The following is a 13,068-nucleotide window of genomic DNA, read 5'->3' as shown; positions in this document are numbered from 1 at the left end:
GCGGAGTTCACCGGGTCTCCTTGCGCGCCAGGGCCTTCGCGTCGCGCTCTTCGGCGATCTCGAACAAGGGAAGCAGGAGGCCGCCGCCGACGAAGGCGACCACCCCCAGCAGGACCATGACCGGGATGAGGATGTGGAAGAAAGCCGTCATGCCTAGAGACTGCGGCGTGGGCCCAGGTCACGGCATCGGACCGCGGACCGGTTGTGCGCGCCCGGCCTCGGCCGAAAGTTCGATGCGGTCTCCGGCACGGCACGTAGCCTCGGGCTTGTGATCGGCGAACTCCGAAGCGCGGCCCCCCGCATCCACTCCTGCGCGGGCGTCCTGCTGCGCCTGTGCGCGACCGGGATCGGCGGCGTCCTGCTCCTGGTCGACCTGAGTTCCCCGGCCGCGCTCCCATGGGACCTGCTGGTCACCGGTAGCGGCGCGGTGACCGTCCTGGTGACCGTCTGGCTGCGCCCGCTGCGGATCTGGGCGCCTGTAGCGGTCATCGTCTCGGCGGCCGCCACGCTGATCATGGCCGTGGCCGCCGACGGCATAGGCAGCCGCAGCATCACCGAGATCTGCCTGCTGCCGGTCCTGCTGACCCTCGTCGTCCGCGAACTCGACCGCTCGGTGGTCGTCGCCTACGCCGCCGTGGTCGCCGGAGCGGCCGTCGCGGTGCCCCTGCGGGAGTTCACCGGCCCCTCGCTGGTGTTCTTCATGGTCCTCGTCCTCGGCTGGTCCTCGGTGTGCCTCGCGGCCGGCGTGTACCTGCGCAGCGTCGACGCCGAACGCCGCCGCCGCACCGAGGACGCCAAGCGCGGTGAGCGCCTGGAACTGGCGCGCGACCTGCACGACTTCGTCGCCCACCACATCACCGGCATCGTCGTGCAGGCCCAGGCGGCGCGGTTCCTGGCGGGAACGACCGAGCCGGACCGCGACGCCTACGAGCGGATGTTCGGCGACATCGAGCGAAGCGGCGTCGAGGCGCTGTCGTCGATGCGGCGCCTGGTCGGGGTGCTGCGTTCGGAGGAGGCGGCGACGACCGCGCCGGCGGAGAGCCTCGACGAACTGGAGCGGCTGGTCGGCGAGTACGGGAAGGTCGGCCCGCCGGTGAGCCTGGAGATCAGCCCGGACGTGCGCCGCGAGGGCCTGCCCTACGCGGTCGCCTCGACGGTCAACCGGCTGGTGACCGAGGCGCTGACGAACGTGCGCAAGCACGGGCAGGACGTGACGCGGGTGGTCGTGCGGCTGCTTCCCATGGACGGGGCGGTGCGGGTCGAGGTCGTCGACGACGGCGCGGAGACGACTCGGTGGCGTGCACGGACGCCGTCGGGAGGCTTCGGGCTGACCGGCATGCGCGAGCGCGCCGACGCGCTGGGCGGGTCCCTTGTGGCCGGTCACCAGGACGACGGCGGGTGGCGCGTGGCCGCCGTCCTTCCGCTCGGGCCGACTGCGGGACAATCACGCTCATGATCAAGGTTCTGATCGCCGACGACCAGCAGATGGTGCGCACCGGTTTCGCGATGATCCTCAACGCGCAGCCGGACATGGAGGTCGTCGGGGAGGCCTCCGACGGGGTGGAGGCGGTGGAGCTGGCGCGCAGGCTCCGACCCGACGTGTGCCTCTTCGACATCCGCATGCCCCGCCTCGACGGGCTGGAGGCGACGCGGCTGGTCGCGGGTCCGGACGTGGCCGGTCCGCTGCGGGTCATCATCGTGACGACCTTCGACCACGACGAGTACGTCTACAGCGCGCTGCGGGGTGGGGCGTGCGGTTTCCTGCTCAAGGACAGCGGTCCGGCGCTGCTGATCGAGGCCGTGCGCGCCGCCGCGGCCGGTGACGCGATGATCTCCCCGGCGATCACCGTCCGGCTGCTGGAGCAGCTCACGGCGCCGCGCAAGCGCGTCGCGGAGCTGCCGATCACCGACCGGGAACTCGACCTGGTGCGCCTGGTCGCGCGCGGCCGCACCAACCACGAGATCGCCGCGCAGCTGCACATCTCGCTGTCGACGGTCAAGACGCACCTCGGCAGCGTGCAGCGCAAACTCGGGTGCCGCAACCGGGTGGAGACCGCCGCGTGGGCGTGGGAGTCGGGACTCGTCGACTGAGACGGCGAACGGCCCCGGCTCGGGAACCGAACCGGGGCCGCACGTGAAAGTCGTGCTAGCTGGCCTGGTCGGCGAGCATGCGCAGACCGGTGACGATGCCGCCGGCCAGGTCGCCGCCACCGAAGGCGGCGGTCATCGACAGGGCCGCCAGAGCCGCCGAGCGGTCCGGGATCAGCTTCACGGCCTGCGTGCCGGTGACGATCTCCAGCTTGCGCTGCTCGGGCGACACGGCGATGAGCACCGAGTCGGCGGGCGAGGGAAGCTGGTCGTGGAGCTTGCGGGCCGCACCGGTGGTCGGCTCGTGCAGGGGGCCGACGTAGACGCTGAACGTCAGAGTCTCGGCGGTGCGCTCGGCGAGGCGGAGGGCCTCGTCGATGCGGAGGAGCTGACGGGTCGTGAAAGGACCGTCGAGCACGTCCGGGCGGGCCGCGGAGGGAGCCGCGTGCGTCTCCTCGCGGACGGCGAGTTCACCAGCTGCCACTTGCGCCTCCCTTGACGGTCGCGCTGACCAGACCGGTCAGTTCCTGGTCCTCGGCGTGCGCGGTCGCACCCGAGGACAGCGCCTTCACGCTCGCGGGGGCCATGTCGGTGCCCGCGCTGGCCAGGGACATCTCCTCCGGGCGGGCCAGGAACCACACCGGGGTGAACGTGAACGGGCGTCCCGGACGGTACCGGCGCGACTTCGAGCCGGTGCTCGGGCCGTAGACCAGCCCGACCACGATCAGGACCACTGCGAGTGGGATGCCGGCGAAAACCAGCACTGCTTCAAGGGCTGTCATGTGGGCCTCGACGATGATGGATTGTCCAAACTGCCGAGCTAACCGTAATCGAAGGCGCCTCGCCAACATCGGCAGGGTGGGGATCTGCTCTCATATTCGTCATGGCGATCGATCATCCCCTCGACGAGGCGGCCGGGCTCGACGCGGCCGACCCGCTGGCGCCCTTCCGGGAGCGCTTCGTCATCGGCGACCCCGATGTGATCTACCTGGACGGCAACTCCCTCGGGCGCACCCCGAAGGCCACCCGGGAGGCGATCCGGCGGGTCGTCGACGAGGAGTGGAGCGGCGAGCTGATCGGCGCGTGGGACCACTGGATCGACCTCGCGCGCGAGACCGGCGACCTGATCGCGACCGAGATCGTCGGCGCGCGGGCGGGTGAGGTGATCGTCTCGGATTCGACGAGCGTCAATCTCTACAAGCTCGCCGCGGCCGCCCTCGACGCCGTCCCGCACCGCTCGGTGATCATCACCGACGACGACAACTTCCCCACCGACCGCTACATCCTCCAGGGCCTGGCCGCCCAGCGCGGCCTGGAGCTTCGCACCATCCGCACCGACCTGGACAAGGGCGTCGACGCCGCCGCCGTCGCCGAGGCGGTCGACGAGCGGGGCGCGCTGCTGTGCCTCTCGCACGTGTCCTACCGCTCGGGCGCGATCGCCGACATGGCGTCGATCACCGCCACCGCCCACCGCGCGGGCGTACTGACCCTGTGGGACCTGTGCCACTCGGCCGGCGCGGTCCCCGTCGCGCTCGACGACGCCGACGTCGACCTCGCCGTCGGCTGCACCTACAAGTACATCAACGGCGGACCGGGCGCCCCGGCCTTCCTGTACGTGCGCGAGGACCTGCAGCGCTCGCTGCGGCAGCCGATCTGGGGCTGGTTCGGGCAGCGCGAGCAGTTCGCGATGGGCGCCGACTACGACCCGGCCGACGGCGTCGAGCGCTTCCAGGTCGGCACGCCGCCGGTACTGGGCGTGACGGCCGTTCGCGAGGGCGCGCGGATCATCGCCGAGGCCGGCATGGCCGCGATCCGCGCGAAGTCGACGCTGCTGACCTCGTACGCGCTGCGCCTCGCCGAGTCGTGGCTCGTCCCGCTCGGCTTCTCGGTGTCCACACCGGCCGAGGACGAGCGCCGCGGCGGGCACGTCACCGTCCACCACCCCGACGCCTGGCGCATCGCGCAGGCCATGCGCGAGGCGAAGGTCGTGCCCGACTACCGGACGCCCGACCGCGTGCGCCTCGGCCTGGCACCGCTCTACACGAGCTTCACCGACGTCCACACCGGACTGTCGCGCCTGCGCGACCTGGTCGCCGACGAGCGGCACCTGTCCTTCGACGCCAAGCCCGGCCGCGTCACCTGAGACGGACGAACGCCCCTCACGTCATGTGAGGGGCGTCCGGCTCAGTTACGACTGCCTAACCACAACTCCCAGCGGGGGTCGGGCGTGCGGTGGCCCAGGACCCGCCAGGCGGCGCCCTTGGGCACCGACGGGACCGTGGCGAGGCGCCAGCCCATTTCCTTGGGGGTCTTGTCGCCCTTCTTGTGGTTGCACCGCGCGCAGGCGGCCACCACGTTCTCCCACACGTGCCCGCCGCCGCGGCTTCGCGGCATGACGTGGTCGATCGTCTCCGCCGGGCCGGCGCAGTAGGCACAGCGCCACCGGTCGCGGGCGAAGATCGCCCGCCGGGAGAGGCTCACCTTTCTCAGGTGCGGGACCTTGACGTATCGATTGAGCCGGACCACCGAGGGGATCGGGATGGTCTTGAGAGCACTCTGCAAGAACCCTTCCCCGTGCGTGATCGCCTCGGCCTTCTCGGAGAGCAGCAGCACCGCGGCACGCCGGACCGATACCACGCACAGGGGCTCGTACGTGGCGTTCAGGACCAGCGCGGCATGGCCGTTGGTCGTCAGTCCCGGGCTCGGTATGTGTGTTCCACTCACCGCCTCACCTCCTGTTACCGCTGCAAGTCTTACTCATGTGCCCGACAAATGCATGCCCATTAACCAAGCGGTATGAATCCGTGGGGTGTCCAAGGGGCGCACCTGGCCACGCGCGGACGTCCGGCGGGCAACACCGACCGAAAGCGGGAGGGGGCCGCGGTGCCGGATTCGCCCACATCGGTGCCCCTCCATACCGCTTGCGGGCGGACGATGACCCGCCCCTGGGCGCGGCGGACCACCCGGCAGGTACGCCGCCGAGCTACGTGGGGTACTAAGGACCCGTGTCCATCACCTTGATCGCCGAGGAACCCCCGGCCTGCACCACCAGCACCGACGCCGGTTCGGCGTGCGACCTCCTCTGGCAGTGGACGAAGATCCCCTGGCTGGCCGAGAGCGGCGAGGTCATCGTCAAGCCGCTGCGCATCATCTTCATCATCCTGCTGTGCCTGCTCGCCCGGAACCTGATCAACCGGGCGATCACCCGCATGACGAGCGCCAACGGCGAGGGCAAGTCGCCGGGCATCCTGCGCCCGTTCAAGGAGAAGGTCCCGGCCGTGCTGGGCTCCCCGGCGAGCATCGTCGGCGAGCGCCGGCGCCAGCGCTCGCGCGCGCTGGGCTCGGTGCTGCGGTCGATGGTCACCGGCGTCATCTTCACGATCATGACGATGCTGATCCTCGCCGAGTTCAACATCAACCTCGGTCCGCTGCTGGCCAGTGCCGGGATCGTCGGGCTGGCGATCGGCTTCGGTGCGCAGGCGCTGGTCAAGGACGTGATCTCGGGGATGTTCATGCTGCTGGAGGACCAGTACGGGGTCGGCGACGTCGTCGACCTCGGCGAGGCGTCGGGGACGGTGGAGGCCGTCGGGCTGCGCGTGACCACCATCCGCGACGCCAAGGGGTCGCTCTGGTATGTCCGCAACGGCGAGATCATCCGGGTCGGGAACATGAGCCAGGGCTGGGCGATGGTGATCATCGACGTGCCGATCGCGCCGACGGAGAGCATCGAGAAGGCGAGCGAGGTGATCACCGAGGTTCTCGACACGGTCGCCGAGGGAGAGCGCTGGGGCCGGGTGATGCTCGCCGAGCCGGAGCTGCTGGGCGTCGAGAGCGTGACGCCGTACGCGACGACGCTGCGCGTGAGCCTCAAGACCGACCCGGATTCCCAGTGGGGGCTCGGACGTGAACTGCGCGCGCGGATCAGTGAGGCGATGCGGGTCGCCGGGATCGCCGCCGGATTGACCGATTTGCAGGCTCAGATGCGCTCTGGTGGTAACGCTCCGGTCAAATAAGGCTTCGCAATATCGTCAGAAGTCCGACTATTAGCGACTTTTAAGGCGGCAGAACGATCCCCGGGCTACCCAAGACATCAGCCGATAGGGCAGACTCGGGTGACGAAAGTATGTCGGCGCATGGCGTACGTCCGATGTGGCCGGTGATCCGCAGCAACCGTCGGGGAAAGGCGAAGCCAGGGTGTCTGAGGGGCCGCAGGAACGCACCGCCACCTTCGGCGAGATCTTCGCCATCCGGGAGTACCGCGCGCTGTTCGTCTCCGAGACGATGTCGGTCCTCGGCGACATGCTCGCGCGCGTCGCGGTCACGTTCCTGGTGTGGCAGCAGACCAGCGACACACTCCTGACGGCGGCGACCTTCGCGGTCAGCTACGCGCCCTACCTGCTGGGCGCGCCGATCCTCTCGGCGCTCGTCGAGCGCTACCCCTACCGGCGCACCATGATGATCAGCGACGTGCTGCGCATGGTGCTGGTCGCGCTGATCGCCATCCCCGGCATGCCGTTGCCGGTCATGCTGGCGCTGCTGTTCACCGTCGCGATGGTCACCCCCGCCGAGCGCGCCGCCAGGTCGGCGATGCTCCCCCAGATCCTCGAAGGCGACCGGTACGTCCTGGCCATCGCCGTGCAGGGCATGACGCGGCAGATCGCGCAGCTGTCGGGCTACTTCGTCGGCGGCGTGCTCGCCACCGTCAACGCCGGACTGGCCCTGCTCCTCGACTCCGGGACCTTCGCCCTGTCGGCGCTGCTCATCTGGATCTTCGTGGCCTCACGCCCCGCCGAGGGCGCCACGAACGTCCGCCGCAACCTGTTCCGCGAGACCGGCGAGGGCATCAAACTCGTGTTCTCGCACCGGGTCCTGCGCTCGATCGCGCTGCTGGTGTTCCTGCTCGTCGGCTTCGCCATCATCCCCGAGGCCGCCGCGCCCGCCTGGGCCGCCGAGCTGCGCGGGGACGGCTACATGCAGGGCGCCATCATGGCCGCCGCCCCCATCGGGTCGGCGATCGGATCGCTGGTGATCGGCCGCTTCATGAAGCCGTCGACAAGGCTGAAGGTCATCCGCCCCATCGCCATGGTCACCCCGCTGATCCTCATCCCGGCGATGTTCGAGCCCTCCCTCCCCGTCGTCATGGTCATGACCGCCCTGGTCAACCTCGCCGGCGGCATCCTCATGGCCCTCAACGGGCTGTTCGTCCAGACGCTGCCGGGCAACTTCCGGGCGCGCGCCTTCGGCGTCATGCAGACCGGCGTGATGCTCACCCAGGGCGCCGCGGTCCTCGGGGTCGGTGCGCTGGCCAATACGTCCCTGTCGATGACCGACTCGGTCGGTATGTGGGGAATCGCCGGTGTGATCCTCGTCAGTCTGCTTGTGCTCACGTGGCCCTCGGCGCGCACCATTGAGGAAGCGACCGTCGCGGCGAAGCCGCCGGCGCCGCGGGAACCGGCCGAGCCCCCCAAAGAGGAGGCGAAGCCGAAGCCCGCGCCGCTGGGTCGCCCCGACGCCGCCGCCAAGGCCGACGCCTGAGAATGTGACGGGCCTCGCCTTGGATTCCATCACCACGAGACCACTGGCAGGATGAACACGTGCCCGAGCAGCCGAACCTCTCGTTGACGAACACACCGGTCCCCACCAGCTTCTACGAGGCGGTCGGCGGGTCGGCGACGTTCGAGCGGCTGGTGAGCGTCTTCTACGAGGGCGTGGCCACCGACCCGCTGCTGCGGCCCATGTACCCCGAGGAAGACCTCGGACCGGCCGCGCGGAGGTTCCAGCTCTTCCTGGAGCAGTACTGGGGCGGCCCCCACACCTACTCCGACGAACGCGGGCACCCCCGCCTACGAATGCGGCACGCCCCCTTCAAGGTCGACGCCGCCGCCCGCGACGCCTGGCTGAAGCACATGCGCACCGCCATCGACTCCCTCGACCTCCCACCCGAGCTGGAGCAGCCGCTGTGGGAGTACATGGAGCGGGCGGCGCACTTCATGCTGAACGCGTAGGCACGACGCGGAGGACGGCGGGGGCGCTGGCGGGGTACTGAGCGCGGCACTGGGCACGTGAGCGCGGTAGGGCGCTTTCGGGGCGCGGGGCGCGATGCGCGGTGGCACGTCAGTGCGGAACGTGACGAAGAGTGCGGATGAGGATTGACGCACCGAGACACCAGGGCACTCGCAAGGTACGGGAACGCGATGCGCGATGGCGTGGGGCCCGGAAGCGCGGCACGGTGGCGTGGGGCACGGGAATCGCCCCTAAGTGAGGTATAACGCCGGACACGATCGCGTGCCGCAGAGACTGAAGCCACGCGGGTACGGCTGTCACTTGAACCCCTCTCGTGCGCGGCTGATGGCAGAACCATCCCGCGTGCCGCTGCCGCTCGAACCGGCTCGTGTGCGGCTGATGGCTGGTGGCTGGTGGCTGGTGGCTGAACCTTCTCGTGCACGGCTGACGGCCGAACCACCTCGTGTGCCGCTGCCGCTCAAACCGTCTCGTGCGCGGCTGATGGCCGAACCACCTCGTGTGCGGCTGCCGCTCAAACCGTCTCGTGGGCGGCTAGTGGCCGAACCACCTCGTGCGCGGCTGCTGGCCGCACCATCTCGTGTGCCGCTGCCGCTAAAACCGTCTCGTGGCGGCTGGTGGCCGGACCGTCTCGTGCGCGGCTGCTGGCCGCACCATCTCGTGTGCGGCTGCCGCTGACGTCTTCGGCGTCCGCATCAACCGTGCGAAGCACGGCAGAAGCCTCGCCTGGAGGTGTGTTTCCGTCGGTCGGCCGGTGATTGGATCTTCCTGGGGGGTTCTGTCGGGGTCAAGGGCGGGTTTTCCCTTGACCCCGGCAGGTTCCCCAGGTGCCCTTGAACAGGCCGTGAGACGGAAACACCCCAAGCACACAACCCCAAACCTTCTGCAGGGTGAAGCGCCAGTGGGGCGCTAGAGCCCAAGGACGAGGCACCCCACCGTTTCCAGAGCGAGGCCCGGGGTCTGGGGCAGCGCCCCAGGAACTTACGCAAGGAACCCCAGCAGCCGCACGAGATGGAAGCGAGCACCGCCGGAGCTAAGGCGTACGGGCTGGCGCGAGGGCGCGAAGGCGCGAGGCGCGAACGCGCAGGAGCGAAACGAGTGGCGTTGATGAGGTGCTGGCGCGCAGGCGTGAGGCGGAGGCCAAGGCCAAGGCCAGGGGTTGGGGGCCGTAGGACCGTGGGGCGCAGCAGTGCGAGAGCCGGGGAACGCGCGGTGGTGGGCTGAAGAGCGGCGGGTGATGAAGCCAGGGCAAGGCGAGGCTGGATCGCAAGGCAGCAAACAAAGGCATGACGAGGGGAGCGGGTGCCGGGAGCGGGTGCCGGGAGCGGGTGCCGGGAACGCGCGGCAGTCGAGAGCGACGGGTAATCAAGTCAAGGCAAGGCGGGACGGGAAGACGGGAAGGAACAGGGCTGCGCCCAGGCACGAGAGCTGGAGACGCGGGATGGGGACGGTGAAGCCGGGGGACGATGAAGCCAGGGGGACGGTGAAGAGCGGCGGGAATCGGCAACGCGACGGGGCGGCCAGAGCAGTGCGAAGCAGAGAGCCGAAAGACTGCGAGCGGAAGCACGAAGCGGCCCTTCAGCGGGGAAGGCAAAGCACGCCGCGACAGGCGAAGCAGAGCGAACGCACAGTGGAGCCAGAAACGCGCAGCGGAGCCAGAAAAATACCAGCAGGGTGGGCGGCTGCCAAGGAACAGCCGCAGGACGGACCGCGCACATCGAAGACGGGTCACGAAAAGGAGGCGAGGCGAAAGAAGCCCCAAGAAGCCACCTGGTGCGCAACCAACCCCCGCACGCCCCTCCCATCCACCCCCCTCGATCTCCCCCACCCTCCCCTCGCCCCCTGCGGCTACACTTCCCACCCGTCACGGCATCGACAGAGTGTGGGGTGGACATGATCCGGCGACGTACCTTCCGCGGCGCCCACGGCGCCCGCACCACCCACCGCGCCCACCGCGCCCGCGCCACCCTCGCCACCCTCGCGACCCTCAGCCTCCTCGCGGCGTGCACGCCCCCCACCCGCATCGACCCACCCGCCGCAGGCACCCCCGCCCCCACCCCAGCCCCCACCGACCTCACCGCCGGCCAAAGCGAACCCGTCGCCGACCCGCTCTACCCGGACTTCGGCAACGCCGACATCGACGTCCTCCACTACGGTCTCGCCCTCGCCTACGACCCCGAGTCCACGGTCCTCGACGGCACCGCCACGCTCACGGTCCGAGCCGTCACCACCATCTCGGAGTTGCGCCTCGACTTCGCCGACAACCTGAAGGTCGGCGAGGTGACCGTCGACGGTACGGCTGTCGCGGTGACCCAGTCGGGCTACGACCTCAGTGTCCTGACGGGTCTGCCGGTGGGCGCGCAGGCTGTCGTGGAGATCGGCTACTCCGGCGTTCCGGAGAAGGCCCCGGCGCCCACGACGCGGGAGGACTTCTCCGGCGACGGCATCGGGCTGCGCCCCGAACCGAACGGCTCACTGTGGACGATGCAGGAGCCCTACGGCGCCTTCACCTGGTACCCGGTCAACGACCACCCCTCCGACGAGGCGCTCTACGACATCACCGTCACCGTCCCCGAAGGCTGGGCGGGCGTGGCCAACGGGAGCTTCGCCGGTGAGACGCCCTCGGGCGGGGAGACGACCTTCGCGTGGCACTCGGCCGACCCGGTCGCCAGTTACCTCACGACCTTGGCCGTCGACCGCTTCGAGAAGCTGGAACTGAGCGGCCCCAACGGTCTGCCCATCACCGCCTGGGTCCCGCCGGGGCAGATGCGGGTGTTCGAGGACGCCATCCGCAAGATGCCCGAGCACATCGCCTACATCGAGGAGCGCTACGGCCCCTACCCCTTCGACTCGGCGGGCGTGGTGCTCGTCGGCGGGGAGTCGGCGATGGAGACGCAGGAGATGATCACCTTCAGCGCGGCGCTGGGCGCGCTGGGCCAGGAGGTCATCGAGAGCATCCTCGTGCACGAGCTGGCCCACCAGTGGTTCGGCGACGCGGTGACGCCCGTCGACTGGCGCGGGGTGTGGCTCAACGAGTCGATGGCGACCTACATCGAGGACATGTGGAACGCCGACCAGGGTTACCTGACCGAGCGCGAGGTCGTCGAGAACTGGCGCGACCTCGACCAGGCCCTGCGCGACGAGGCCGGCGCGCCTGGCGACTACGACGCGCGGCAGTTCGCGTCCTCCAACGTCTACGTGTGCACGGCGCTGATGATGTACGAGATCCGTGAGGTGATCGGCGAGGCGCGGTTCACCGAGATGATGCGCGACTGGGTGCAGAAGCAGCCGAACACGCATCAGGACCGCGCGAGCTTCACCGCGTGGGTCAACCAGTACGCCGGTGAGGACCTCACCGGGCTCATCGACGAATGGCTGGACTCACCGACGACTCCACGGTGACCGGCGGAACGGGGGACGCATGCACACGCGAGCAACCGGGGGGATCGCCGCGCTCTTAGCGGCGACGGCCCTGCTCACCGCCTGTTCGTCCACTTCGGGCGAGCCACCGCCGCCCGCGCCCGAGGCGCCCGCCGACCTGTCGGCGGGCCTCAGTGAACCGGTCGCCGACCCGCTCTACCCCGCGTACGGCAATCCCGCCGTCGACGTCCTGCACTACGGCCTGTCGTTTCGCTACGACCCGGACGGCGCCGTCCTCCACGGTCGCGCCGCGCTGACGATCCGGCCGGTCCGCGACGCCACCGAACTGCGCCTCGATCTCGCGGCGGGCCTGACGGTCACCGAGGCGACCGTCGGCGGGCAGGTCGTCACGGCCACGCACGACGGGCACGACCTGGCCGTCCCGGCGACCGTCCACAAGGACCAGAACATCCTGCTCACCGTCACCTACCACGGGGTCCCGGCCCCGGTGGCGGCTCCCGCCGAGCGTCCGGACATGGCCGCCGGGGTCGGCATGAACGTCGACTCCGACGGTTCACTGTGGACGATGCAGGAGCCCTACGGCGCCTTCACCTGGTACCCGGTCAACGACCACCCCTCCGACGAGGCCCTCTACGACTTCAGCGTCACCACGCCCGAGGGCTGGACCGCCGTGGCCACCGGCGAGCACATGGGCACCGAGGTCGCCGACGGCGAGCAGACCAGCGTCTGGCACTCCCCCGAACCCGTCGCCAGTTACGTGACGACGCTGGCCGTCGGGCGCTTCACCCTGCACGACCAGGGCGTCTTCGGCGACGGGGTGCGCGTGATGTCGTGGCTGCCGGAGAACGCGCCGCCGGAGTGGGTGGACGCCGTGGCGCGCATCCCGGACATGCTGAGCTGGCTGGAGGCCCGCTACGGGCCTTATCCCTTCGGGCAGGCGGGTGTCGTGGTCGTCGGCGGTCGTTCGGGCATGGAGACGCAGGGGACGGTGACGATCAGCGCGGGCCTGGCCTCCCTCGGCGGGCCGCGGACCCAGCGGGTGCTGCTGCACGAGCTGGCGCACCAGTGGTTCGGCGACGCGGTGTCACCGCGCGACTGGCGCGACGTGTGGCTCAACGAGTCGATGGCGACCTACGCCGAGGCGATGTGGGCCGTCGACGAGGGTCTGCTCACGGAGGCCGAGGCGGTCGCGGTGTGGCGGGACGCCGACCAGGAGCTGCGCGGCGACTACGGCCCGCCCGGCGCCTACGACCCCGCCGCCTTCGCCGCCCGCAACGTCTACTTCTGCACGGCCCTGATGCTGCACGAACTGCGCGGCGAGCTCGGCGCGGAGACCTTCGAGCGGATGCTGCGCGAATGGGTCCAGGAGCAGCCGAACACCACGCAGGATCGGGCCTCGTTCACCGCGTGGGTGAACCGCTACGGCGACGAGGACCTGACGGGCTTCGTCGACGCGTGGCTCGACTCGCCGACCACGCCGGCGACCTGACCGAGGAGACTCGCCGGGCGGAGAACGGAACGTGCCCCGGCCCGGCGGAGGGGGATCCGTCGGACCGGGGCACCGGGGGGTGGGGGAAG

Annotated in this window: 12 protein-coding genes; 8 read left to right on the top strand and 4 right to left on the bottom strand. The window is 70.2% G+C overall.

Annotation, left to right across the window (positions count from 1 at the left end; genetic code table 11):
* Positions 1–7: 7 nt before the first annotated feature.
* Complete coding sequence (locus tag AB0I28_RS10490; RefSeq protein ID WP_357491728.1) at positions 8–151, bottom strand: hypothetical protein; 144 nt, start codon at positions 149–151, stop codon at positions 8–10.
* Positions 152–268: 117 nt separating this feature from the next.
* Between AB0I28_RS10490 and AB0I28_RS10485 the strand changes: the two genes are divergently transcribed.
* On the top strand, positions 269–1,456 hold the full coding sequence (locus tag AB0I28_RS10485; RefSeq protein WP_357491726.1) for a histidine kinase: 1,188 nt from the start codon (positions 269–271) through the stop codon (positions 1,454–1,456).
* Complete coding sequence (locus AB0I28_RS10480) at positions 1,453–2,091, top strand: response regulator transcription factor (RefSeq protein ID WP_357491724.1); 639 nt, start codon at positions 1,453–1,455, stop codon at positions 2,089–2,091. Before AB0I28_RS10485 ends, AB0I28_RS10480 begins: the two co-directional genes overlap by 4 nt.
* A gap of 55 nt (positions 2,092–2,146) precedes the next feature.
* Here AB0I28_RS10480 and AB0I28_RS10475 read toward each other — a convergent pair whose 3' ends face one another.
* Both AB0I28_RS10475 and AB0I28_RS10470 read right to left on the bottom strand, forming a co-directional pair.
* Positions 2,147–2,572 carry a DUF5130 family protein gene (locus AB0I28_RS10475; protein ID WP_357491723.1) on the bottom strand — a complete coding sequence of 142 codons (426 nt, stop codon included), beginning with the start codon at positions 2,570–2,572 and terminating at the stop codon, positions 2,147–2,149.
* On the bottom strand, positions 2,559–2,870 hold the full coding sequence (locus AB0I28_RS10470; RefSeq protein WP_357491722.1) for a hypothetical protein: 312 nt from the start codon (positions 2,868–2,870) through the stop codon (positions 2,559–2,561). The genes AB0I28_RS10475 and AB0I28_RS10470 overlap by 14 nt, the downstream gene beginning before the upstream one ends.
* A 101-nt stretch (positions 2,871–2,971) precedes the next feature.
* Between AB0I28_RS10470 and kynU the strand changes: the two genes are divergently transcribed.
* The gene (kynU, locus tag AB0I28_RS10465; RefSeq protein WP_357491720.1) at positions 2,972–4,231 is read left to right on the top strand and encodes a kynureninase; all 1,260 of its coding nucleotides are present in this window, start codon (positions 2,972–2,974) and stop codon (positions 4,229–4,231) included.
* A 41-nt stretch (positions 4,232–4,272) separates the two neighbouring features.
* On the opposite strand, the gene AB0I28_RS10460 is transcribed toward kynU, so the two are convergent.
* Entirely contained in the window at positions 4,273–4,782 is a 510-nt protein-coding gene (locus tag AB0I28_RS10460) for an HNH endonuclease (protein WP_357491984.1), read from the bottom strand.
* 311 nt (positions 4,783–5,093) lie between these two features.
* Between AB0I28_RS10460 and AB0I28_RS10455 the strand changes: the two genes are divergently transcribed.
* The 5 genes from AB0I28_RS10455 (at position 5,094) to AB0I28_RS10435 (ending at position 12,979) form a co-directional block, all read left to right on the top strand.
* Positions 5,094–6,101, top strand: a complete 1,008-nt coding sequence (locus AB0I28_RS10455; RefSeq protein ID WP_357491718.1) for a mechanosensitive ion channel family protein — start codon at positions 5,094–5,096, stop codon at positions 6,099–6,101.
* Positions 6,102–6,282: 181 nt separating this feature from the next.
* Positions 6,283–7,623 carry an MFS transporter gene (locus AB0I28_RS10450; RefSeq protein ID WP_357491716.1) on the top strand — a complete coding sequence of 447 codons (1,341 nt, stop codon included), beginning with the start codon at positions 6,283–6,285 and terminating at the stop codon, positions 7,621–7,623.
* 59 nt (positions 7,624–7,682) lie between these two features.
* Entirely contained in the window at positions 7,683–8,093 is a 411-nt protein-coding gene (locus tag AB0I28_RS10445; RefSeq protein ID WP_357491714.1) for a globin, read from the top strand.
* A gap of 1,909 nt (positions 8,094–10,002) precedes the next feature.
* Positions 10,003–11,511: a M1 family metallopeptidase gene (locus AB0I28_RS10440; protein WP_357491712.1), complete on the top strand. Its 1,509-nt coding sequence runs from the start codon at positions 10,003–10,005 to the stop codon at positions 11,509–11,511.
* Between the two features lie 19 nt (positions 11,512–11,530).
* Entirely contained in the window at positions 11,531–12,979 is a 1,449-nt protein-coding gene (locus tag AB0I28_RS10435) for a M1 family metallopeptidase (RefSeq protein ID WP_357491710.1), read from the top strand.
* Positions 12,980–13,068: the final 89 nt, after the last annotated feature.

The sequence above is a fragment of the Phytomonospora sp. NPDC050363 genome (assembly GCF_040655735.1).
GTDB lineage: Bacteria > Actinomycetota > Actinomycetes > Mycobacteriales > Micromonosporaceae > Phytomonospora.
The sequence above is the reverse complement of the archived record's forward strand: the minus strand, read 5'-3'. Positions and strand labels throughout refer to the sequence as shown.